The organism is Cyclobacterium salsum (assembly GCF_010119245.1).
Taxonomy (GTDB): domain Bacteria; phylum Bacteroidota; class Bacteroidia; order Cytophagales; family Cyclobacteriaceae; genus Cyclobacterium; species Cyclobacterium salsum.
This window is the reverse complement of sequence record NZ_WNKG01000006.1, coordinates 381,917-405,222: the sequence shown is the minus strand read 5'-3', so window position 1 is coordinate 405,222 and position 23,306 is coordinate 381,917. Positions and strand designations below refer to the sequence as shown.

At 46.6% G+C, this 23,306-nt stretch carries 21 protein-coding genes; 18 read left to right on the top strand and 3 right to left on the bottom strand.

Annotated features, from left to right (window positions below; genetic code table 11):
* Window positions 1–43 precede the first annotated feature (43 nt).
* The 14 genes from GJS45_RS13030 to ftsZ all read left to right on the top strand — a co-directional run bounded on the left by GJS45_RS13030 (window position 44) and on the right by ftsZ (window position 16,625).
* The gene (locus GJS45_RS13030) at window positions 44–1,018 is read left to right on the top strand and encodes a polyprenyl synthetase family protein (RefSeq protein WP_162342277.1); all 975 of its coding nucleotides are present in this window, start codon (window positions 44–46) and stop codon (window positions 1,016–1,018) included.
* A 318-nt stretch (window positions 1,019–1,336) separates the two neighbouring features.
* Complete coding sequence (gene mraZ, locus GJS45_RS13025) at window positions 1,337–1,786, top strand: division/cell wall cluster transcriptional repressor MraZ (RefSeq protein WP_162342276.1); 450 nt, start codon at window positions 1,337–1,339, stop codon at window positions 1,784–1,786.
* Window positions 1,779–2,684, top strand: coding sequence for a 16S rRNA (cytosine(1402)-N(4))-methyltransferase RsmH (gene rsmH / locus GJS45_RS13020; RefSeq protein ID WP_162342275.1), 906 nt, complete (start codon window positions 1,779–1,781; stop codon window positions 2,682–2,684). The genes mraZ and rsmH overlap by 8 nt, the downstream gene beginning before the upstream one ends.
* 2 nt (window positions 2,685–2,686) lie before the next feature.
* The gene (locus tag GJS45_RS13015) at window positions 2,687–3,067 is read left to right on the top strand and encodes an FtsL-like putative cell division protein (protein ID WP_162342274.1); all 381 of its coding nucleotides are present in this window, start codon (window positions 2,687–2,689) and stop codon (window positions 3,065–3,067) included.
* Window positions 3,064–5,172: a penicillin-binding protein gene (locus GJS45_RS13010; RefSeq protein WP_162342273.1), complete on the top strand. Its 2,109-nt coding sequence runs from the start codon at window positions 3,064–3,066 to the stop codon at window positions 5,170–5,172. The genes GJS45_RS13015 and GJS45_RS13010 overlap by 4 nt, the downstream gene beginning before the upstream one ends.
* Window positions 5,169–6,635 (top strand): UDP-N-acetylmuramoyl-L-alanyl-D-glutamate--2,6-diaminopimelate ligase, encoded by a 1,467-nt coding sequence (locus tag GJS45_RS13005; protein WP_162342272.1) that lies wholly within the window; start codon window positions 5,169–5,171, stop codon window positions 6,633–6,635. Before GJS45_RS13010 ends, GJS45_RS13005 begins: the two co-directional genes overlap by 4 nt.
* A gap of 1 nt (window position 6,636) precedes the next feature.
* Window positions 6,637–7,848, top strand: coding sequence for a phospho-N-acetylmuramoyl-pentapeptide-transferase (gene mraY / locus GJS45_RS13000; protein WP_162342271.1), 1,212 nt, complete (start codon window positions 6,637–6,639; stop codon window positions 7,846–7,848).
* Window positions 7,849–9,210, top strand: coding sequence for a UDP-N-acetylmuramoyl-L-alanine--D-glutamate ligase (gene murD, locus GJS45_RS12995; RefSeq protein ID WP_162342270.1), 1,362 nt, complete (start codon window positions 7,849–7,851; stop codon window positions 9,208–9,210).
* Window positions 9,197–10,366 (top strand): FtsW/RodA/SpoVE family cell cycle protein, encoded by a 1,170-nt coding sequence (locus tag GJS45_RS12990; RefSeq protein WP_162342269.1) that lies wholly within the window; start codon window positions 9,197–9,199, stop codon window positions 10,364–10,366. Before murD ends, GJS45_RS12990 begins: the two co-directional genes overlap by 14 nt.
* Window positions 10,367–10,370: 4 nt before the next feature.
* Window positions 10,371–11,483 carry an undecaprenyldiphospho-muramoylpentapeptide beta-N-acetylglucosaminyltransferase gene (murG, locus tag GJS45_RS12985; RefSeq protein WP_235954742.1) on the top strand — a complete coding sequence of 371 codons (1,113 nt, stop codon included), beginning with the start codon at window positions 10,371–10,373 and terminating at the stop codon, window positions 11,481–11,483.
* Window positions 11,480–12,880 carry a UDP-N-acetylmuramate--L-alanine ligase gene (murC, locus tag GJS45_RS12980; RefSeq protein ID WP_162342268.1) on the top strand — a complete coding sequence of 467 codons (1,401 nt, stop codon included), beginning with the start codon at window positions 11,480–11,482 and terminating at the stop codon, window positions 12,878–12,880. Before murG ends, murC begins: the two co-directional genes overlap by 4 nt.
* Complete coding sequence (locus tag GJS45_RS12975) at window positions 12,867–13,634, top strand: cell division protein FtsQ/DivIB (protein ID WP_162342267.1); 768 nt, start codon at window positions 12,867–12,869, stop codon at window positions 13,632–13,634. Before murC ends, GJS45_RS12975 begins: the two co-directional genes overlap by 14 nt.
* 11 nt (window positions 13,635–13,645) lie before the next feature.
* Window positions 13,646–14,962 (top strand): cell division protein FtsA, encoded by a 1,317-nt coding sequence (gene ftsA / locus GJS45_RS12970; RefSeq protein WP_162342266.1) that lies wholly within the window; start codon window positions 13,646–13,648, stop codon window positions 14,960–14,962.
* A gap of 46 nt (window positions 14,963–15,008) precedes the next feature.
* On the top strand, window positions 15,009–16,625 hold the full coding sequence (gene ftsZ / locus GJS45_RS12965) for a cell division protein FtsZ (RefSeq protein WP_162342265.1): 1,617 nt from the start codon (window positions 15,009–15,011) through the stop codon (window positions 16,623–16,625).
* Between the two features lie 2 nt (window positions 16,626–16,627).
* On the opposite strand, the gene GJS45_RS12960 is transcribed toward ftsZ, so the two are convergent.
* Window positions 16,628–17,152: an NADPH-dependent FMN reductase gene (locus GJS45_RS12960; protein ID WP_162342264.1), complete on the bottom strand. Its 525-nt coding sequence runs from the start codon at window positions 17,150–17,152 to the stop codon at window positions 16,628–16,630.
* A gap of 120 nt (window positions 17,153–17,272) precedes the next feature.
* Between GJS45_RS12960 and GJS45_RS12955 the strand changes: the two genes are divergently transcribed.
* The 4 genes from GJS45_RS12955 to GJS45_RS12940 all read left to right on the top strand — a co-directional run bounded on the left by GJS45_RS12955 (window position 17,273) and on the right by GJS45_RS12940 (window position 21,207).
* Window positions 17,273–18,118, top strand: coding sequence for a purine-nucleoside phosphorylase (locus GJS45_RS12955; protein WP_162342263.1), 846 nt, complete (start codon window positions 17,273–17,275; stop codon window positions 18,116–18,118).
* A gap of 102 nt (window positions 18,119–18,220) precedes the next feature.
* Window positions 18,221–18,886 carry an SDR family oxidoreductase gene (locus GJS45_RS12950; protein WP_162342262.1) on the top strand — a complete coding sequence of 222 codons (666 nt, stop codon included), beginning with the start codon at window positions 18,221–18,223 and terminating at the stop codon, window positions 18,884–18,886.
* A 78-nt stretch (window positions 18,887–18,964) separates the two neighbouring features.
* On the top strand, window positions 18,965–20,134 hold the full coding sequence (locus GJS45_RS12945) for an FG-GAP repeat domain-containing protein (RefSeq protein ID WP_162342261.1): 1,170 nt from the start codon (window positions 18,965–18,967) through the stop codon (window positions 20,132–20,134).
* Window positions 20,135–20,178: 44 nt separating this feature from the next.
* Complete coding sequence (locus tag GJS45_RS12940; protein ID WP_162342260.1) at window positions 20,179–21,207, top strand: DUF3500 domain-containing protein; 1,029 nt, start codon at window positions 20,179–20,181, stop codon at window positions 21,205–21,207.
* Window positions 21,208–21,294: 87 nt separating this feature from the next.
* On the opposite strand, the gene GJS45_RS12935 is transcribed toward GJS45_RS12940, so the two are convergent.
* Both GJS45_RS12935 and GJS45_RS12930 read right to left on the bottom strand, forming a co-directional pair.
* Window positions 21,295–21,933, bottom strand: a complete 639-nt coding sequence (locus GJS45_RS12935) for a glycoside hydrolase family 16 protein (RefSeq protein ID WP_235954741.1) — start codon at window positions 21,931–21,933, stop codon at window positions 21,295–21,297.
* Between the two features lie 270 nt (window positions 21,934–22,203).
* Entirely contained in the window at window positions 22,204–23,076 is an 873-nt protein-coding gene (locus GJS45_RS12930) for a sterol desaturase family protein (protein ID WP_162342259.1), read from the bottom strand.
* Window positions 23,077–23,306 lie beyond the last annotated feature (230 nt).

Here is a 23,306-nt window from a genome sequence, read left to right as displayed (position 1 = left end):
CAATGGTGGAATAGATTGTAATATTGCACCATTCCAAACACCCATGAAGCAGGATTTACAGCAGATACAAGCCCCGATAGCCATTGAGATGGCTGATTTTGAAAAAAAGTTCCGCTCCTTCATGCAGAGCAAGGTCAAATTGCTCGACCATATCACCCAATATATTGTGCGAAGAAAAGGCAAACAGATGCGTCCCATGTTTGTTTTTCTTAGCTCGGGTGTCAGCGGAAGTATCAGCGAGGCCTCCTACCGGGGAGCGGCACTAATTGAACTCCTGCACACAGCCACGCTCGTACACGATGATGTGGTCGATGATGCCAACTACCGCCGGGGTTTTTTTTCCATCAATGCGCTGTGGAAAAACAAGATTGCTGTTTTGGTTGGTGACTACCTGCTTTCCAGAGGCTTATTGTTAAGTGTTGAAAATGGCGATTTCGATTTATTGAAAATCGTCTCCAATGCCGTAAGGGAAATGAGTGAAGGAGAACTTCTGCAAATTTCAAAAGCACGTAAATTAGATATTACCGAAGAGGTGTATTACACCATTATCCGGCAAAAAACAGCGAGCCTGATCTCCTCCTGTTGCGCAGTAGGTGCTGCTACCGCTGGAGCAAGTGGTGAAAGTACTGAAAAAATGCGTCTTTTCGGTGAAAAAGTAGGCATGGCTTTCCAAATTAAAGATGACCTATTTGACTATGGAGAGGACGTGGTAGGTAAGCCTGTGGGGATCGATATCAAAGAAAAGAAAATGACGCTTCCCTTAATTTATGCGCTTAATCATGCCTCTTGGGTAGATAGGAAGAAAATCATCTACAAAATACGAAACGGGAGCGAAAACAAAAGTACTGTGAACGAAATAATTAATTTTGTTAAAGCCTCCGGAGGGCTGGAATATGCCCAAGAGGTTATGAACGATTTCTACCAGGATGCGCTATCCATTTTGGCCGAATTCCCGGAGTCCGACTATAAAACCTCTCTGTCCGCATTAGTAACCTACACCATCGAACGGAAAAAATAAATTTTCCGTTTTTTTTTTATTTTTTCATGGGAATTCCCCCCACTTATTTTTCGGCGGTCGGAATGACCTGCTGCAATTCCTCGAATGCATTCCTTAAAAACCCCTATTTAAACCCTAGATAATGGCGTTTTAGTGTGATTTAGGTGCTGATTCATAGTCCGTTGTCAGCTTCGATTGTTCCCATTATTTTTTAGTAAAAAATTGTGTTTGTAGTTTGTTTTGGATACTTTTATACCAATGTGGTAAAAAGTGGGGCAAAGTGGTATAAAGTGTTTGGCTATTTACTACTTTTGTATTCAATAATCAGGAAGCAGAGGAATGGCATCTTTCACCGGTGAATTTGAATGTAAACTGGATGCCAAGGGCAGGTTGGTATTACCTTCTAAAATGAAGGCATCGCTACCTGAATCCTTGGGTCAGGAAATGATGCTGCGCAAAGGTCTGGAACCTTGTCTGGAACTGATCCCGATGATAGAAGTACGAAAGGACCACAACAAACTGGCCAGTCTGGACGATACGGATGATGATGTCAGGCGCTTTAAGCGGTCCTTTTTCAGAAGGGAATCGCCTGTTGAGCTGGATACCGCGGGAAGATTTCTGATACCAAAAAACATGCTTCGGCATGGGCAATTAGAGAAAGATGCTGTACTCATTGGAATGGGTACCAAAATAGAAATCTGGAACCCGGATCTCCACGATGCCTATTCGGCCAAAGAGGAACAGGTATACAAAGATTTGAATAAAAAGTTTTTAGGAAAAAGTGGATAACCCGGCCTACCATATCCCCGTGATGCTTGAAGCCTGTCTTTCGGGACTGGCGATAGATCCTGATGGTATTTACCTGGACCTTACGTTCGGTGGAGGCGGCCATGCTATGGAAATCCTGAAGCGGCTGGAAAAAGGACATCTATATGCCTTTGACCAGGATCCGGATGCGGAAGCAAATATCCCTAAAGATGATCGGTTCACATTCATCCAGGCGAATTTTCGGGATATAAAACGCTATTTAAAACTTTACGGGGTAACGAAAGTAGATGGAATACTGGCCGATTTGGGAATTTCCTCTCATCAGATAGACGAACCGTCAAGAGGCTTTTCAACACGCTTTGAGGGGAAGCTGGACATGCGAATGAGCCAGTCCGGAGACCTGACGGCAGCGGAGGTTTTAAACACTTATTCCGAAGCAGCACTTCAAAAAATGCTTGGCCTCTATGGAGAAGTGAAAAATGCCAAAACACTGGCCAAAGCGATCGTAGCCTTCCGGGCAAACACTCGTTTCGAGAGCAGTACGGAATTCAAGAAACTACTGGATAAGTATGCCCCCAAAGGGAAATATGCGAAATACTCCGCTCAGGTATATCAGGCCCTTCGGATAGAAGTAAATCAGGAACTGGCGGCTCTGGAGGAAATGCTGGTCCAAAGCATTGACCTGCTGAACCCAGGAGGGCGTTTGGTAGTGATGAGCTACCATTCGTTGGAAGACCGATTGGTAAAAAACATTATGACCAAAGGTAAATTGCATGGAGAACTGGAAAAGGATTTCTATGGAAACCCGTTAAGACCTCTGGAACCGGTCAGCAGAAAAGCCATTGTTGCCGGTCCGGAAGAAGTGGAGGCCAATAAACGCGCAAGAAGTGCCAGATTACGAATAGCAAGGAAAGGATAACCATGAGTAGAAATAGTTTTAGAAAACCCATCAAACCCACCGGGAAACAAAAAAAGTCCTGGTTCAACCCTTTTGCTCTTATGGAGCAAAAGCTGGACATCAGCGGATTGGTAGGCGATAACGTACCAGTCAAGCTGGTACTTCCTTTTCTATACGCTGCATTTCTAGCTATGATTTACATCTGGAGCAACCATCAGGCGGAAAACACCATACGAAAAATTGACCGGCTCCAACAGGAAGTAGAAGATATCCGCGCAGATGTCACCACGTTAGAAGCAGAATACATGTATTCGAGCAAGCAGTCCGAAGTGGCCAAAAAAATACAGGTATTGGGAATATTTGAAATTGAAGAACCACCTCAACGAATTGTTTTAGAAAAGTGAATATAAAAAAATCCATATTGCTCCGGGTCAGGCTTTCCTTTTTGGTGGTAACCATGATAGCCGGTGCTATTTTTTATAGGATAGGCACCATTCAGTTTGTCGAAGGGGACAAATGGCGGCAATTATCGGAGGATATCCACCTGCAATACCGACCGGTAAAGGCCACCAGAGGGAATATCTATAGTACAGATGGCAGTCTGCTTGCTACCAGTTTGCCTTTTTACCGCGTAGCCATGGACCCGTCCATTGCTTCCGGCGCTCAACTTAAGGCAGGAATTGATTCCTTAGCCACCCTGCTTTCCGGATTTTACATGGACCGGTCCGCCGCCTCTTACAAGCGAATGATCCTGGATGCCCGAAATGAAGGCAAAAAATACCTGACGCTGAACAGGAAACAAATCGGCTACCAGGAAAAGCTTAAGATGATGAATTGGCCGCTATTCAGGGAAGGCAGAATGGGTGGTGGAATCATTTTTGAAAAAATTGACAAAAGGTACCGGCCGTTCAAAAACCTGGCTGGGAGAACGGTAGGCTTTTTAAACGAAGACCAATACGGAGTGGGCTTGGAATATAGTTTTAATGAGTACCTGGAAGGCAGAAATGGGGAAGCCCTTTTTCAAAAAATAGCAGGTGGCAGTTGGAAGCCGCTGCACGATGCGGAGGACATCAAACCTACCGATGGATTTGATATACACACTACGCTGGACGTGAATATCCAGGACCTGGCGGAGTCCGCTTTATTAAGACAGTTGATGAATAAGGATGCTGCCTATGGTTCGGTGATCGTCATGGAGGTAGCTACCGGACACATCAAAGCAATCACGAATCTCCAACGAAACAAAAACGGCTATGGCTATGGAGAATACTATAATTATGCCGTAGGAGAGCAAGGCCTCACCGAGCCTGGATCCACCTTTAAGTTGCTTTCCATGTTGGCCTTGCTGGAAGAGGGAAAAATAAATCTGGAAGACAGCATTGATACCGGCAACGGCAGCTATAAGTTTTACGACCGTTACATGCGAGATGCCAAACACGGGGGCTACGGAAAAATTACGGTTCGGGAGGCATTCGAAAAATCTTCGAATGTCGGCATTTCAAAAATGGTCCATGACCATTTTGGCCACCAGCCCCACCGCTTTATAGAATACATTTCCCAGGTAAAACTGGATGGGCCGCTCGGGTTTCAGATCATTGGTGAAGGCATCCCTTATTTTAAAAATCCCGACGATAAAAACTGGTATGGAACCACTCTCCCCTGGATGTCGATTGGATACGAACTCAAAATAACTCCCTTGCAGACGCTCTCCTTATACAACGCGGTAGCCAACGGAGGAACGCTGGTGAAACCCATGATCGTCAAACAGGTGTCCAAAGGCAATACGGTGGAAAAAAGCTACCGTACCGAAACCATACGAAAAAACATTGCCTCCAAAAAGACCTTAACCCAACTTCGAAGTCTATTGGAGGGCGTGGTAGCGAATGGTACCGCAAAAAATATTCATAATGAATCCTATTCCATAGCCGGGAAGACCGGAACAGCGCAGAAATTGGAGAATGGCAGGTATACTCAGAAATACTATACCTCCTTTGTAGGTTATTTTCCGGCAGACCGACCGAAATACAGCGCGATCGTGGTCATCGATAGCCCAAAAGGCTTCAATGCCTACGGAGGGGATATTTCCGCGCCGGTTTTCCGCGAAATTGCCGATAAGATCTTTGCGCAGGACTTGCACATACAGGAGGAGTCTACAAGCGAGAAGGAAATTCCGCAAATCGACAGGGAAGAATTTCCTTTCATTCAGGCGGGCAATGTAGAAGAATTACAAATGATCTGTAACCGCATGGGCATTTCAAATCATTACAGCGGTTCCGAGACCTGGGTAAAAACAAAGGTTGCCAACCGCTCCATACAATGGGTGAGCAATGCGGTAGAAAAACCAGTTGTTCCGGACGTTTCGGGAATGACCCTCCGGGACGCACTATACATATTGGAAAACAAGGGATTACGCGTGCAACATTCCGGAAAAGGGAGGGTTCGTTTCCAATCTTTGGCTTCCGGAAGCCGGTTTGAAAGCGATCAGGTGATTAAACTAACGTTACGTTGAACATACAGCTAAAGGACATATTGTACAAAGTTTCTTTGGTTTCAACCAAAGGCAACATGGAGGTTTCCGTCAACCAACTGGCTTTTGACAGCCGGAAGGTCGTTGCGGGGTCCGTATTTGTGGCTATTCCTGGCACTCAGGTGGACGGGCATGCCTTTATTAATAATGCGGAGGATAAAGGAGCCGTTGCCATCGTTTGTGAATCATTACCGAAAGAGCTACAAGAGGGAATTACGTACGTGCAGGTGGTGAATGCGGCCCAATCCCTGGGCTTGATGGCGGCCAATTTTTATGGAAACCCATCTGAAAAGTTGACGCTGGTAGCGGTCACCGGCACCAACGGAAAAACGACTACCGTCACGCTGCTCCACCAGTTGTATTCGGAAATGGGCTACTCTTGCGGGTTGATATCCACCGTCGAAAACCGAATCATGGATCAGGTGCTTTCGGCCAGTCATACCACCCCGGATGTATTGGCCATCAACGAATTGCTTCTGAAAATGCTGGAGGAAGGCTGTACCCACTGTTTTATGGAAGCGAGCTCTCATGCCATTGTACAGGAAAGGACGGCGGGGTTGAAATTTGCAGGGGCTCTATTTACGAATATTTCGCACGACCACCTGGATTATCACGGAGATTTTGATAGCTATATCAAAGCAAAGAAAAAATTATTTGATGAACTCCCAAGGGATGCCTTTGCCCTGATCAATGCAGATGATAAAAGGGGCCGGGTAATGCTTCAAAACTGCAAAGCCAGGCAATTTACCTTTGGCTTGAAGTATCCCGCTGATTTTAAGGCAAAAATACTGGCAAACTCGCTTCACGGGCTGGAACTTGACCTGGAAGGCAAGCAGGTTTGGTTCAGGCTTATCGGTGAATTTAATGCCTATAATCTGCTTGGGGTGCTGGGGATTTCCTTGCTCCTGGGTGAGGAGGAAGAAGAAATCTTGCGGCAATTATCGAAGTTAACCGGCGCGGCGGGTAGATTTGATCAGGTCGTTTATGCAGGTATCACCGCGATCGTGGATTATGCGCACACTCCCGATGCGCTGGAAAATGTACTGAAAACCATTCAAAAACTCCGGACGGGCGGTGAGACACTGATCTCACTGGTAGGCTGTGGCGGAAACAGGGATCGTAGTAAACGACCGGTAATGGCCAAAATTGCCTGTACGTTAAGCGATCGGGTAATATTTACCTCCGACAATCCGCGGGATGAGGATCCGATGGCCATCATACAGGAAATGGAGGCAGGTATTAACCCTATTGATCATAAGAAAACGCTTACCCTTGCCGATAGAAAAGCTGCCATCAAAGCAGCATGCAGCCTGGCCAAAAAGGGAGACATCATTTTGATTGCAGGGAAAGGCCACGAAACCTATCAGGAAATCAAGGGAGTCAAACATCCCTTTGATGATAAAAAAATGGTGAAAGAATTTTTAGAATTAATACATAAGGAATGACATGCTCTACCATCTTTTTGACTATATAGACCAAACGTATGATTTTCCCGGTGCGGGTGTATTCCGGTATATCTCCTTTCGAGCAGGTATGGCCGCACTGTTTTCGCTCCTGATTACCATTACGCTGGGAAAAGGGATCATTGACTGGATCCGGAAAAAATCAATCGGTGAAACCGTGAGGGAATTGGGACTGCAAGGCCAGTTGGAGAAAAAAGGCACTCCCACCATGGGCGGGTTGATGATTATGGCTGCCATAGTCATTCCAACCCTTTTGTTCGCCAATATTTACAACATCTATATCATCCTACTTTTGGTGACCACCCTTTGGCTGGGGGGCATCGGCTTTCTGGATGATTACATTAAGGTATTCCGGAAAAACAAGGAAGGGCTGGCCGGTTGGTTTAAAATTATCGGACAGGTATCCATCGGGATTATTGTGGGTGTCACCCTTTACTTCCATGAAGACGTGGTGGTCCGGGAATTTCAGGATACGGTATCCATCGCAGAAGGGATCGTAGCCACGCCTGCATTTCAGGATGCAAAGTCCATGAAGACCACCATTCCTTTCCTCAAAAACAACGAGCTCAACTACGACCTGGTATTCGGTTTTTTAGGTGAAAACTTCACTCCTGTGCTCTACATAATTCTGGTGATTTTTGTCGTCACAGCAGTTTCCAATGGAGCTAATATCACCGATGGAATAGACGGGCTGGCTGCCGGGACTTCTGCCATCATTGGCCTTACCATTGCCATTTATGCCTACATCAGTGGCAACGCCATCTTCTCCCAATACCTGAATGTAATGTTTATACCCAACTCCGGGGAATTGGTGATTTTCTGTGCGGCATTTGTGGGAGCCTGTGTGGGTTTTCTTTGGTACAACTCCTACCCTGCCCAGGTATTTATGGGAGACACTGGAAGTCTGATGATTGGTGGTGTTATTGCCGTGCTTTCCCTTACGCTTAGAAAGGAACTCTTGTTACCGGTTCTATGCGGTATTTTCCTGATCGAACTGCTTTCAGTCATCATCCAGGTCAGCTACTTTAAATATACGAAAAAGAAATATGGAGAGGGACGAAGGGTATTCCTGATGTCTCCGCTACACCACCATTATCAGAAAAGAAATGTTCCGGAGGCGAAGATAACGGTAAGATTTTGGATACTGGGAATCTTGTTTGCCATCATGGCATTGGCGACACTTAAATTGAGGTAAATGCAAAAAACGGCGATCATAGGATCCGGAGAAAGCGGTTTTGGAGCAGCCCTGCTTGCCAGGCAACAGGGTCACAGCGTATTTGTGTCCGATGCTGGCAAAATAGCTGAAGAAAAGAAAACCGTTTTCTGGGAAAAGGGAATTGACTTTGAGGAAGGACAACATACGGTGGGCTCCTTTTTAACTGCTGATACGGTGGTCAAAAGTCCGGGAATTCCCTATTCCAATCCGCTGGTTGCTCAGCTAATCTCCTCTGGTGTCCCCGTAGTGGATGAACTGGAATTTGCCTTTGGCTTTAGCCGGGGAAAGGTGATCGCCATTACCGGTACCAATGGCAAAACGACCACCACCCTGCTGACTTATCACCTCCTGAAAGCAGGGGGATTGAACGTAGGCCTGGCTGGCAATGTAGGGAAAAGCTGGGCACTGCAATTGTGCGAAAACGACCACGACTGGTGGGTCCTGGAAGTTAGCAGCTTTCAGATAGAGGGGTTTGTGAAATTCTGCCCTGCTATTGCCATGCTGCTAAACATTACACCTGACCATCTGGGCCGGTATGATAATGACCTGGCGTTGTATGCTGCGACCAAACTAAAATTGACGGATAAGATGGGAATAGCGGACCATTTTATTTATTACGATGAAGATCCAATCATTAAATCTACGCTGCATAACCGAAAAAGCCAGCCAGTGGACCTGCCTTATGGGTTAACCATCAGTCCAGAGCGAAAGGCTTTTGTGGAAGAAAAAAAATTGACTGTAAAAACCGATGAGGAGATCTGGACCTGGCCCATGGAGGAAATGTCCCTGCAGGGAAAGCATAACCTCTGCAATTCCCTGGCAGCTGTATTGGCGGCTAAAACGGCCGGAGTACCCTCCGAAAAACTCGGACCTGGACTGAAAACCTTCGTAAACGCGGCACATCGAATGGAATGGGTGGCTGAGGTTGACGGTATCCAGTTTATAAATGATAGCAAAGGTACGAATGTGGATGCTACGGCATTTGCATTAGAGGCCTACCAAAACGATCTCGTCTGGATTGCCGGAGGCGTTGATAAGGGAAACGACTACAGCCTGTTGGATGAAAAAGTCAAAGGGCACGTAAAAGTGCTGATTTGCCTTGGGAAAGATAACGAAAAACTAAAAGCGGCATTTTCTGGGAAAATACCCGAAATACTTACGACACAGGACTTGCGACAGGCCATTAACTGGGCTTTGGAAAAAGGTTCTAAAGGTGATCTGGTATTGCTATCTCCGGCCTGTGCCAGTTTTGATCTTTTTAAAAATTACGAAGACCGCGGCAACCAATTTAAGGAGGCAGTTTTGAACTTGAAAAAAGCATTTGAAGATGGCAAAAGTTAAAATCTGGCTGGAAGAAAACCTAAAAGGCGACCCCATTATCTGGGGTATCGTCATCCTGTTGTCCATGATCAGCATCCTGGCGGTGTATTCCGCTACGGGATCTCTTGCCTACCGCAAAATGGGAGGAAATACGGAGATCTATTTATTTAAACACAGTGCGCTGATTCTGACCAGTCTGGTGGTCATGTGGGCGGTGCACACCATTCCCTATAAATATTTCTCTAAACTGAGTTTGTTCGCTTTATGGGTAAGCGTCCCCTTGCTATTAATTACCTACCTTTTTGGGTCTACCATCAACCAGGCCAGCAGGTGGCTTACGATCCCCATCATTGACCAGGCATTTCAGCCCTCGGATCTGGCTAAACTGGCCCTTATAGCAGCCGTGGCCGGCATGTTGGCAAAACGGCAGCGGAAAATAACGGACATCAAAGGCACCTTTATTCCGATTATCGTATGGATCGGTATCATTTGCCTGCTTATTGCCATTGCTAACATGTCCACTGCTGTCATGCTGTTGGCTACCTGCCTTCTATTGATGTTTATAGGCAGGGTCCCCTTAAAATACCTGCTGGTTGTTGGCATGGTGGGCACGCTGGTATTATCCACCGCGATCCTAATGGGCCAGCGAGGAGGAGTGTTCTTTTCCCGGATAGAAAAATTCATGAATGATGAGCCCAAAGAAATTCCATTTCAGGCCAAGCACTCCTATATAGCGATCGCCACCGGAGGCATCACCGGCAAAGGTCCCGGTAAAAGTGAACAACGAAACATACTCCCGCACCCCTATTCAGACTTCATCTATGCCATTATCATTGAAGAGTACGGGATGGTCGGGGGAGGCTTTGTGCTCTTTATGTACCTGGCCTTGCTTTACCGCGGCATGCGCGTGGTAGCCATTTCCACCCGGCCTTTTGGAGGCCTGCTGTCTGCAGGGTTAAGTTTTTCCCTGGTCATTCAGGCCATGATTAATATGGGGGTAGCAGTGGGGCTTATCCCCATCACAGGATTGCCCCTCCCCATGGTAAGCATGGGTGGGACTTCCCTGATATTCACGGGCATATCCTTGGGTATTATCCTGAGCGTTAGCAGGGGAGATCATGAAGATGCCTTTCTGGGAGAAGAAAAAACGATAAGAAATAGGGTAAACGTAGCGTAAAATTTTGAAAAACAGCACCGAGACATATCGAATCATCATAAGCGGAGGGGGCACTGGAGGCCATATATACCCCGCTATAGCCATTGCTAAAGCCTGGAATGAAAGCTATCCGGAAAGCGAGGTATTATTCGTGGGTGCCGAAAACAAAATGGAAATGCAAAAAGTCCCGGAGGCAGGGTACCCCATTGAAGGCTTGCCGATTGCCGGATTGCAGCGAAGGTTCACCCTTGAAAACCTGAGTTTCCCCTTTAAGCTCTTGGACAGCCTTCAAAAAGCTCGAAAACTCATCAAAAACTTCAAACCACACCTGATAGTGGGTGTAGGAGGATATGCCAGTGGCCCGGTGCTTTTCGCCGCTCAGGCAAAAGGAATACCCACCCTGATCCAGGAGCAAAATAGCTATGCCGGACTGACCAATAAGTTGCTGGCCAAGAAAGCAACTGCCATTTGCGTGGCCTATCCTGAAATGGATCGCTATTTCCCCGCCGGAAAGATCCACTATACAGGAAATCCCGTACGAAAGGATATTTTGAGCCTGGAGGGCAAGAAAGAAAAAGGCTTGCAGCATTTTGGCCTGAATCCGGCAAAACCGGTGATTCTATCTATAGGAGGCAGTCTCGGGGCACGTACCATTAATGACGCGCTCCTGGCGAGTATGGCCAGCTTTGAAGCCAACGGATACCAGGTACTCTGGCAAACGGGCACCTATTATTACGGTAATGTGGTCAAAAAAGTAACGGACTCCGGTTTGAATTCTATTTTCCCCAAGGAATTTATCAAAGAAATGGACCTTGCCTATGCCGCAGCAGACATGGTTATATCCCGATCCGGGGCCCTTTCCGTTTCCGAGTTGAGCCTTGTGGGCAAACCCGTCATCTTTATTCCTTCACCCAATGTGGCCGAGGACCACCAAACCAAAAACGCCATGGCGTTCGTGTCCCAGGGTGCCGCCCTTTTACTTAAAGACAGCGAAGCCGTTCAAAACCTGGAACCGATGGTACATTCCTTGCTACAAAACCCGGAAAAACAGCAGGCCCTGTCGCAGGGCATTAAACTGCTTTCGAAACCAAATGCGGCAAAGGAAATCGTTCACGTAATGGAAACCCTGGTACAATGAACTTAAATAACCTACATAGCGTCTATTTTCTTGGCATCGGAGGGATCGGGATGAGTGCGATCGCCCGCTGGTTTAATCACATCGGGGTACCTGTCTATGGTTATGACAAGACCCCTTCTCCCCTCACAGAAGCACTGGAACGGGAAGGCATGCAAATCAGCTATGCCGATGACAGCAGTCAGATCCCCAACGAATTTAGCTCTTCTACCGAAAACAAACTGGTAATCTGGACCCCTGCCGTTCCTCAGAGTAGCCAACTTTTTCGCTACTTCGAAGGGCAAGCCTATCCCTTGATGAAACGATCTGCTGCACTGGGTCTGATTACCAAATCCATGGAAACGGTAGCTGTTGCAGGCACTCATGGTAAAACCACCACTTCTTCCATGATTGCGCACCTACTCAAGAATGCCGGTAGAAATACGGCTGCTTTCCTGGGAGGCCTCACCCAAAACTACCAGAGCAACCTGATCCTCCACGACGAAGGGAGCAAGGAAGCCCCTCTGGTAGTGGTGGAAGCTGATGAATTCGACCGCTCCTTTTTGCAACTGCACCCAAATGTGAGCATTGTGACGAGTATCGATCCCGATCATTTGGACATATATGGCGATCCGGATCAATTTCTGGACGGATTCTTAGCCTTTATAGGCCTGACAAGCCCGGATGGACACCTGTTTATCCATCATGGAGCCTATGAAAAAATTAAGGGAAAGGATTTTGGAAACGTCGCTGTCAGCACCTACGGCCTGGATGCCGGAACGGTCCGGGCAGAAAATATCCAGGCCGGCACCGTGGCTTTTTCTTTTGATTACCTTTCCGGGGATGACCGGATCGAAGGCCTGAAATTACGGGTACCCGGTTTTCATAACATTGAAAATGCGGTAGCTGCCATAGGGGTTGCCCGGTATTTCGGCCTATCGAAAGAAGCCATTAAAGAAGGGATTGCCACCTACAAAGGGGTAAAAAGAAGGTTTGAATGCATTCATTCAACTGATACCATCACTTACATCGATGATTATGCCCACCATCCGGAGGAGATCAGGTCCTTTTTGACTTCCGTCAAGGCGATGTATCCTTCAAAAAAGCTGACCGCGGTATTTCAGCCGCATTTATTTACCCGAACCAGGGATTTTGCGGCCGGGTTTTCCGAAAGCCTTTCTCTGGCCGATGAGGTCATCCTGCTCGACATTTATCCAGCCAGGGAATTGCCCATTGAAGGCGTGACGGCAGCCATGTTGCTACCTGAAATAAACAGCCCCAAAAAGCAGGTACTTTCAAAAGAAGCCCTTCTGCCCTATCTGAAGCAACAGCCTCCTGAAGTATTGGTAACCATTGGGGCAGGTGATATAGATCGTTTGGTAGAACCAATAGCAAAATGGATAGCAGATGACAAAGCTTAGAGGTAGAAAAATAAAAAAACCCATCCTCCTGATTTTGGTGGGACTGGTACTCTCTGGGTTTATTGCCTTTATAGAGCACAAAGCCGGGTCACATACGATCACGGGATTGGAAATTTACGTGGAAGGGGTAAGTGATGTTTATTTTGTGGACGAAAAAGAGGTAGCCAGCTTGTTAACCAATGCCTTTCCCGGCCTGGAAAAGAAGGCCGCTTTAAGTGAGGTTTCCATTAATGAGATGGAGAAAAAAGTAGAAGCCCATCCCTTTGTCAGAAAAGCGGAGGTGTTCCGGGATTTGAAAGGAGAAATTATGGTAAAAGTGAGTCAGCACGTTCCGATGGCAAGAATTGTGAGGCCCAAGGCTGCCGATGGCTATATCAGCACCAAGGGGAGAATATTGCCCACCTCTGCCAACTATACCAGCAGGGTGCTCATCCTTACCGGGCCAAGGGCTGAGCGTTTATTGAAGCTCGATGATTTGTCGGAGCAGGAATCCAGGTTACTGGCACTCATTCAGTTTATCAGTCAGGACCCTTTTTGGGCCGCTCAGATCAGCTCCCTGGAATTACTGGGGAATGGGGACATCAACCTGCACCAGCAGGTAGGAAAGCAGGTCATTGAATTTGGGGAACCAGAGGATATTAAGCTGAAATTTAGAAAAATAAAAACCTATTATAAGAGAATTCTTCCCGAGAAAGGATGGAATACCTATGATCGGGTAAATGTAAAATATAAGGATCAAATCATTTGTGAATAACTGTTAGCGCTATGGAAAACGAAAAACTCATTGTAGGACTGGATATAGGTACGACGAAAATCTGCGCGATTATCGGACGCAAAAACGAATATGGGAAACTGGAGGTTTTGGGAATGGGAAAGGCGGTATCCGATGGCGTGATTCGAGGCATCGTCACGAATATCGACAAAACCGTCAATGCCATCACCAAAGCGGTCAATGAAGCCTCCGAAATGTCGAATGTTGACATTGGAGAGGTGATTGTGGGCATCGCGGGACAACATATCAGAAGCGCAATTCACCATGGAGTCATCATCCGAAATCCCAAAGATGATGAAATCACCGTAGAGGATGTCCGTCGGCTTGCCAACGATATGGAAAACATCGTCGTTCCTCCCGGAAACAGCATCATTCACGTAATGCCTCAGGACTATACCGTAGACTACGAAGAAGGAATCCGCGATCCGGTAGGAATGTCGGGCGCCAGGCTGGAAGCCGATTTTCACATCATCACTGCCCAATCAGCAGCGATAAACAACATCGATCGCTGTGTCAAACGGGCCAGCCTTCTATCCAAAGCCCTGATCCTGGAGCCTTTGGCCAGTTCCCTTTCCGTGCTCAGTGATTTAGACAAAGAGGCCGGCGTATGCCTGGTAGATATCGGAGGCGGTACCACCGATGTGGCCATCTTTTACGAAAATATCATCCGGCATACGGCAGTCATTCCCTTTGGTGGAAACATCATCACGGCCGATATCAAGGAGGGCTGCATGGTCATGCAACATCAGGCAGAACTGTTGAAAACCAAATTCGGAAAAGCGATCGCTGAAGAAGCCAATCCCAATGAGATTGTATCCATTCCTGGCTTGCGAAACCGGCCGCCAAAGGAGATTTCCGTTAAAAACCTGGCTTCCATTATTCAAGCCCGTATGGAAGAGATCGTTGAAATGGTACAATCTGAGATTGCCACCAGCGGGGTGTACAAAAAACTGGCTGGGGGAATCGTCCTGACCGGTGGCGGATCCCTACTGCACGGCGTTGGTCCTTTATTTGAATACCTGACCGGGCTGGATACACGGATAGGCTATCCCAATGAACATTTGGGCAAATCCAAAATAGAGGACGTAAAAAGCCCCATGTATGCCACCACAGTAGGCTTGGTATTGGCGGGCTTCAAAGCCCTGGATGACCGGGAGGATACTTACCGACTGAAGGAAACCAGCGGCAACATGCCAGCCAGAAAAGGCTACCGATCGGACCAAATGGGAAGGGATATCTTTGGTTCCATTACCAAAAAATTAAAAAACTTCATCACGGATGATATCAGCGATGAAAACGAACATTATTAATTAACCATAGCGCAAACACTCGCCCAAGGCGGAAAAAGCATACATCATGAAAGACTATTCATTTGATATTCAAAAAAATCACCGATCGATCATCAAGGTCATTGGTGTAGGAGGAGGTGGTTCCAACGCCGTAAACCACATGTTCAACCAAGGCATAAAAGATGTGGAATTCGTTGTCGTCAATACGGATTCCCAGGCCCTCAAAAGCAGTCCCGTGCCGCTAAAATTACAAATCGGTGCCCACCTCACAGAGGGGCTGGGAGCCGGTGCCAACCCCGAAAAGGGGAAGAATGCGGCTCTGGAAAGCAAAGAAGAGATTCGTAAATTACTGGAAGACAACACCAAAATGGTCTTCATCACCGCCGGGATGGGCGGAGGTACCGGTACGGGTGCGGCTCCTGTAATTGCAAAAATCGCTAAGGACATGGATATCCTTACGGTGGGCATCGTCACCGCTCCTTTTGTATTTGAGGGAAGGAAAAAAACCTTTTCGGCACAAGCTGGGATCGAAGCCCTTCGGGAAAATTGCGACACCGTACTGGTCATTCTCAACGATAAGCTCCGGGAGATTTACGGCAACCTACCCATCCGTCAGGCTTTTGGCAAAGCCGATAATATCCTGAGTACGGCTGCCAAGTCTATCGCAGAAATCATCACCGAAACCCAGGACGTAAACGTCGATTTTGAAGATGTCAAAACCGTCATGAAAGATGCCGGTGCCGCCGTAATGGGTTCTGCCATGGAGGAAGGGGAAGACCGTGCCATCAAAGCCGCAGAGAAAGCCATCTCTTCTCCTTTGCTCAACAATGTGGATATCAAAGGAGCCGAAAAAATCCTCCTTTCCATTATGTCCGGTGAAGACGAAGAACTTTCCATGGATGAGTTGGTGGAAATCACCGAATACATTCAGGACCGGGCCGGAGACATGGCGGATGTTATTTTCGGCCAGGGTATCGATCCGGATCTGAAAAAAGCCATTCGAGTAACGGTAATTGCCACTGGATTCGAAACCGATTCTTTAGCTGATAAAAATTTCATGCAGCAAAAGAAAAAGGAAGAGGACCTGTCCAAAAAAGTGATCCATTTAGAATCCGGCAAAACGTCGAAAGTAGACGAGGAGGCAAGTGCAGGGCAAAAGGTGAATTTCACCGTCAAACAACCCCCACAGCCCGCGCCGGAAGAAGATGCCACCGAACAGCGGAACCCAACCAATGAATCCAATTCACAGAACTCAGCCCAATCAAAGCCCGCAAATAAAGAACGGGAAGATGAGGCTGAAGAATTTGAATATGTTTCCCGTGAACCTGCTCCGCAACAAAAAAAGGTATTGACCTTATTTGATACTCCCGAAAAAGCGGGAACCAATGAAAGGGCTAACGAAAAAGAGGAAACCAATATCTATCAAAACGACTATTTTGAGCAAATCAAGGAAAAGGCTTTGAAAAGGGCCCATGACCGGTTTGAAAAGTTACGTCAAATGCGTTCGATCAACCAGACTCCGGAAGAGTTTAAGGAAAAACTGGAAGTCCCTGCCTACCAAAGGAAGAACATCAAACTTCACGAGGTACAGCATAGCTCCGAAAGAAGTCTTTCCAAGTTTAACCTTAATGACGACAACGAGATCATTAGCAACAATCGTTTCTTACACGACAACGTTGATTAAGGTTAAAAATCAATCAGCAATCGGGCCTGCTCTTGTAGCAGGCTGATGTATAATTTATTTGAGAGCTGACCTTCGGTCATGTTTTCTTCAATTTTGGCCAATTTGATTTTATTAGCCAGCACATGCATTCCCAGGTAATTGAAAATATCGGTCAGGTGGCTTAGCCCAATGCTGCCACCTCCGATACCTGAGGAAATTCCTACCAAGGCGCATTTCTTAGATCTGAAGCTATTTGGATAGGTCATCCCGTCTATAAAAGACTTCAAAATCCCAGGAAAGGAACCGTTGTATTCCGGAACAATGAAAACATATTTCTGCCCGCTTTTAACTCGGTTATGAATGGTGTTGTACGCTTTGTTTTTGCCATTGTTCTCATAAAGCGCGGTAAACACAAAATCGTCTGGTAATTCGGTTAGGTTAATAATTTCGCTCTCCGCACCATTCTGATTCAGTATGTCCTGGTATAACTCGGCCATTTTCGCCGAAACAGCGTTCTTCCTGTTGGTGCTTACTATAATTTTGATCATATAGTCTTGATTTAAGTTACATAAATACAAACGAGGACCCCATAAAGTTTCCGAATTATTATATTTGGTTGGTAACCGGTTTGCGTTTCCTTCAGTCATTAATTGCTTGTTCCATCCATCATGCGTAAAGAACCAGAAATCACCTATCTCGAAAAAATCACCCATGCGGTGAACTACCTTTCCGCTTTTCTAAACGACAAACCTGAAACCGCTATCATTATTGGGACCGGTCTGGGAAGCCTGGCCAATGATATCGAAATAATAACCGAAATCCCTTATGAGGATATCCCCTATTTTCCGGTTTCTACCGTCACCTCTCACCATGGGAAATTAATTGTCGGTAAATGGGGCACCAAAACCATCCTTGCGATGAAAGGCAGGTTCCATTATTACGAGGGGTATTCCATGAAAGAAGTTACATTTCCCATTCGCATCTTACGAGAACTGGGCATTCTCAATCTTCTTATTTCCAATGCTTCCGGGGGATTGGATCCCATCCAAAAAGTGGGGGATATCCTGCTCATTCGGGATCATATTGATTTATTCCCTGAAAATCCCCTTAGGGGGCCCAACCTGGGGCAATTCGGTGACAGGTTTCCGGATATGAGTCAGGCCTACTTTCCAACGTTTATCGAATGGGCGTTAGAAATTGCCAGGGAAAAAGCCATTCCTATTCACCAAGGGGTGTATGTCGGTGTACAGGGACCCAATCTGGAAACCCCTGCAGAATACCGCTACCTTCGGATCATTGGGGCTGATGCGGTGGGTATGAGTACCGTTCCGGAAGTGCAGGTAGCCGTTCATTCCGGCATGAGGGTTTTTGCCCTGACAGCAATAACCGACCTGGGAACCCCTGGAAATATTAAAAAAATTAAGTTAGAGGATGTGTTACGCGCTGCAGCCAAAGCAGAACCGGCCATGCGCGAAATCATACATGGGATTTTGAATAAACTTTACCCATCCTGATTTCTGAAGGATGGGACAGGAAAATCACCCGGAGATTTGAAGCTCGGCCATACTTGGAACAATTTTTGGTCAAAATTTGGAAAACAAATAACTACTGAAGATATGGAAAAAGTATTGATTATTGGAGCCAATGGCTCGACGGGACGCTTGATAGCAAAAAGGTTGGTCTCTCACCCCAGCTATTCTCCGGTCGCGATGATACGGGATAGCTCCCAACAAGACTATTTTGAAAAAATAGGGGTACAAACCGTTTTGGGAGATTTGGAAAAGGATTTTAGTGAAGCGTTTAAAGGTATTGACAGGGTTATTTTTGCTGCCGGTTCCGGATCGAAAACCGGGAAAGATAAAACCCAGTTGGTGGACAAAATCGGTGCGATCAAAAGCGTAGACCTGGCAACTCAGCAGCAGGTAAAAAAATTCGTAATGTTAAGCTCCAGAGGGGCTGAAAATGCCGAAAAAGCCGATGAGTCCATGCAGCACTACTTGCTGGCAAAAAAAGAAGCGGACGAATATTTGAAATCTTCTTCCCTGCCCTTTGCCATCGTTCGCCCGGGAAAACTAACGAACGGGCCCTACACCGGAAAAATAAAGGTCTCCTCCGTTTTCAATGAAAATGGAGAGATTTCCAGAGAGGATGTGGCTGCGGTTTTGGTACACATGCTGGACCCTGCCATCGACGGCCGCCAAATCTTTGAAATTCTTGGCGGGAAAGTGGATATTCCTGAGGCAATAAAATTGTATCAGAAATCCGGTCAGCCAGTAATTTAATCTTCTTACCATCAAACAGGTAGCCATTTATCAATTTTTTGGTTAAATTTATTCAAACATAAACCCAAACCAAACAGCATGATACATTGGCTCTTCACCCTGGCAGTAATAAGTGCTTTCAATAACGATCCAAATCCCTCCTTTGAACCCCAGGTACTGGACGAACAAGTCGAAATAGGCTATGGCCTGGCCATCGGGGATGTAGATGGAGATGGCAAACCGGATATTTTATTGGCGGATAAAAAGCAATTCGTCTGGTATAGAAACGGAGACTGGAAGCGGTTCGTCATGGTAGACAACCTAACCCAACGGGATAACGTGTGCATTGCGGCCAGAGACATCAATGGAGACGGGCAGGTGGAGGTGGCTGTGGGTGCCCAATGGAACCCCGGCGAAACCAGCGATGAGAGCCAATCCGGATCGGTGCACTACCTGATCCGCCCTGAAGATCCTACCCAAAAGTGGGAGCCAGTGAAACTTCCCCATGAACCAACGGTACACCGGATGCGCTGGATAAAGGCAAAAGACGGCCTGTTCCACTTGATCATGCTGCCCCTTCATGGTCGTGGAAACTCCGGGGGTGAAGGCGCAGGAGTAAAGGTAATCGGCTACGAAATGCAAGATACGAAAGGAAGGGACTGGAGCCATTGGGTAATTGATCAATCCATGCACATCACCCATAACCTCGAGATTGTACCCCATGAAAATCAGGCAGAATCCTTATACATCGGAGGTAAAGAAGGAGTCAAAGCATTTTATTTTTCTAACGATCAATGGGAAATTCATCCCAACGGTGCCTGGTTGGTCAATGATCATGGTTTCGGAGAAATCCGAGTGGGAAAAACGGCTTCGGGAGATCGGTTCCTGACAGGGGTTGAACCCTTTCACGGGCCAACGCTCACTGCCTACCTTCCGAAGGGAAATACTTTCTCCAGAGAAAACCTGAATCGGCAGGTGCTGACCGCTGAGATGAATCAGGGACACGGCCTGGCCACCGGCGATTTATTGGAGCAGGGAAAAGACCAGATTGTCATCGGGTGGAGGGAACCCAACGATTCAGGGGAAATGGGCATAAAGCTCTTTTACGCTTTAGCTGATAATTCCTGGCGAGAACACTGGGTGGATAAAAACGGCATGGCTTGTGAAGATCTGAAAGTAGCCGACCTCAATGGGGATGGAAAACCGGACATCATTGCCTCCGGGAGAGCTACCCGTAACCTTAAAATTTACTGGAATACCAGCAACTGATTGGAAATAATCCTCTACTCTTACCATTCGTTAACCCAACCCTGATGAATAACCTATTAAAAATCTCCCTTTTTCTGTTTGCCCTCTTGGGTTCCGTCTTGCAAAGTTCTTCGCAGAATCTGGCCCCTTTAGCCAAGCAATTTATCGAAAGCCTGGATGCCGATCTCAAAAAGCAAGCCTGTTTTCCCTTTGACCATACCGAACGATTCAATTGGCATTTTGTCCCCAGAGAACGAAAGGGGCCTACTTTTCACGATTTTAATGAGCAACAGAAAGCAGCAGCACTGACGCTGATGCGGGCATCCCTGGGTGAACCGGGAATAGAAAGAACAGAGGCCATTTTTGCGCTTGAAAATATACTTCGGGAGGTAGAAAACCGGCCTCCCAATGACGCCTACCGGGATCCGTTAAATTACCATTTCAGCGTTTTTGGAGATCCTGCAGGTGCAAAGGAATGGGGCTGGCGCCTGGAAGGGCATCATCTTTCGCTTAATTTTTCCTCTGACAGGCATACCATCATCTCTTCGACACCTTCCTTTATGGGCTCCAATCCGGCGTTGGTGCTCTCTGGCCCGGAAAAGAATCGGCAGGTCTTGGCAAACGAAACCCATATGGGATTTGCCATGGTACATGCCCTGAATGAAACGCAAAAAAGCACCGCCATTTTTTCGGAAAAAGTCCCTTATGATATCCTCACATCCAACGATCGCCGGGCCTCTCTTTTGCAGCCTTTGGGCATCGCGTATTCCGCACTAAACTCAGATCAGCAGCAACTATTTCAGGAACTGGTGACGCTTTACCTTTCCAGATTTACACCCGCTTACCAAGGACTGTTACAGGACCGGATCCAAGAGCAAGGCTGGGAGGGTTTCACATTTGCCTGGGCAGGGAGCGAAATCAATGCGGTAGGAGAACCTCATTACTACCGCATTCAGGGAGCGGATTTGCTGATCGAATACGATAACATTCAGAATGATGCCAATCATGTACATACCGTCATTCGGGATCTTCAAAATGACTTTGGGGGCGATTTGTTATTAAGCCACTACCAAAAAAATCACCTCAGGCCATAAGAAGGTGAAACTGGCAAAATGACAGCTGCTGTAAAAATACTCTCAAAGGTCATCTTGCCTGAACATTTATATAACCTGAAATCCGGTTTATTCTTTCTGATATACCCTCACGTAATCCACCTGATAGGTAACTGGAAAGACCGTGGAATCCGGATTCCCCCCATTACTACCTATGGCTAGGTTTAACAATAAGTAATGGGGCTGGTGAAAAGGGTTCGTTCCATCCGGATTTACCGCGGCCGAAACATCGACCTCATTGATCAACGCGTCATCCAGGTAAATTTTCAGGTATTCGGCCGTCCAGTCCAACCTCCAGATATGAAATTTATCAGGCCATTCCGGATCTTGTTTTAAAAGGTCGGATAGTGGAATTTTAGCTTCATCCCAGGCAGCCCGCTTTTCCGGATGGGCCCAGGCTGCATTGGCCAGGATCGTGGGCTCTCCATCTGCCAGGTAATATTCCATCACATCGATTTCTCCGTTTGCCGGCCAGGGTCCTTCCACGCCCAGGGTCCAGATAGCTGGCCAAAGCCCGGAGGCGGTATCAATTTTCGCCCTTACTTCCATAAGTCCATACTGAAAGGAAAACTTTCCCCGGGTATGAATACTGGAAGAGGTGTATTGCGCAAAAGGCCGGTTCTTTTTCCAGTCCCGACTTCCTTCTTCAAAACCGGGATTTCTTACCCGCTCCCTTCTTCCCTCAATAAGCAATAAACCCTTTTCCAAACGAGCATTATCAGGTTGGTACCACTGTAGCTCCTCATTTCGTTCAAAACCATGTTCAAACGACCAAAAGCGGTGATCCGGTACGCTTTCTCCTGTAAAATCATCTGCCCAAACGAGTCGATATCCCGGCTTTTCCGGAGCTTCTGCCCCAATCTGAGCTTTTAGGTCGCCTAGGATAAGAAAAATAGGATAAGAAAAAGTAGTGTGCTACTAATCAATAGGTATTTCATCCGAACATAAGGTTAGACAGGCTGAAAGATAGCCCAAAAATCACCTTTTTTTCTTATAGGGATAGGTAATTTGTTCCCAAAATGTTTTTGGGAATTTTTCCATACCATCAAAGCCTAAGGGGATATCCCTTCCCTCGTGAGGGATGTATGCGGTGCCAAATAAATAATCCCAGATGCTTAAGGTCAGTCCGTAATTCACCCCATAAGACCCTTTTGGAAGGGTTTTGGCATGATGCCAGATGTGCATGATGGGGTTATTTAGCAGGTATTTCAACGGCCCGTAGGTTACTCGGAGGTTGGCATGATTAAGATGGCCAATGGCCGTGGTGAAAATATGCACTAAGAAGAAGTCTGTCAAACCAAACCCAATCATGGCCAGCGGAATGTATTGGGCACTTTTATAGAGAATGGTTTCCATCCAGTGAAACCTCAGGTGGGCTGCAAATCCCATTTGCTCTACGGAGTGATGCACTTTGTGAAATTCCCAAAGTGCTGGAACCCGATGCAACATGCGGTGAACGTTCCATTGAATGAAATCAGCCAGGATGAATAACAAGCCAAATTGTGCCCACCTCGGCCAGGAGCTGACCTCAATAGCTACCAGGTTGGTAATCCCAAATAGGCCAAGAAAATCGTTGAAAGCCTCCACGGCCACATTGGAAATGGCATTGTAGGCAATCAACGAAAAAAGGAAAAAGTTGAAAAACATGTAAAAGCCATCCAGCCAGAAATCTTTCCGCAGTGCCGGTTGACTTTTTCTCCAGGGAAAAACCAGCTCCAGCAGCCACACTGCCAGGGAAAGACCTACCAACCACCAGAAATAATTATTCCAGGAAGGATACATGATTTCATCCAGGAGGTAGGTGAAATATCCGTAGTAGGCGTCGGCAATTATTTTAATGTATTTTTCCATTTTTACTGCTATTCATAACAAGGTTTTGTTTTGTCAAGTTTAAAACCTTTCCCTCCGCGGCAGGAAAAACTCCCTTAACCAAACAGAAAGCCCCACGGGAATCCAAGCTTCGCCTAAATAAACTCAAACATGCCAAGAGGAGTTTATTTTTTTGAAAACTTGGCTTTCATTATGCAATGTAAAATTAGCAAGGAAAATTCATTTAATCAGTGACAGGAGTTACAGTAGCC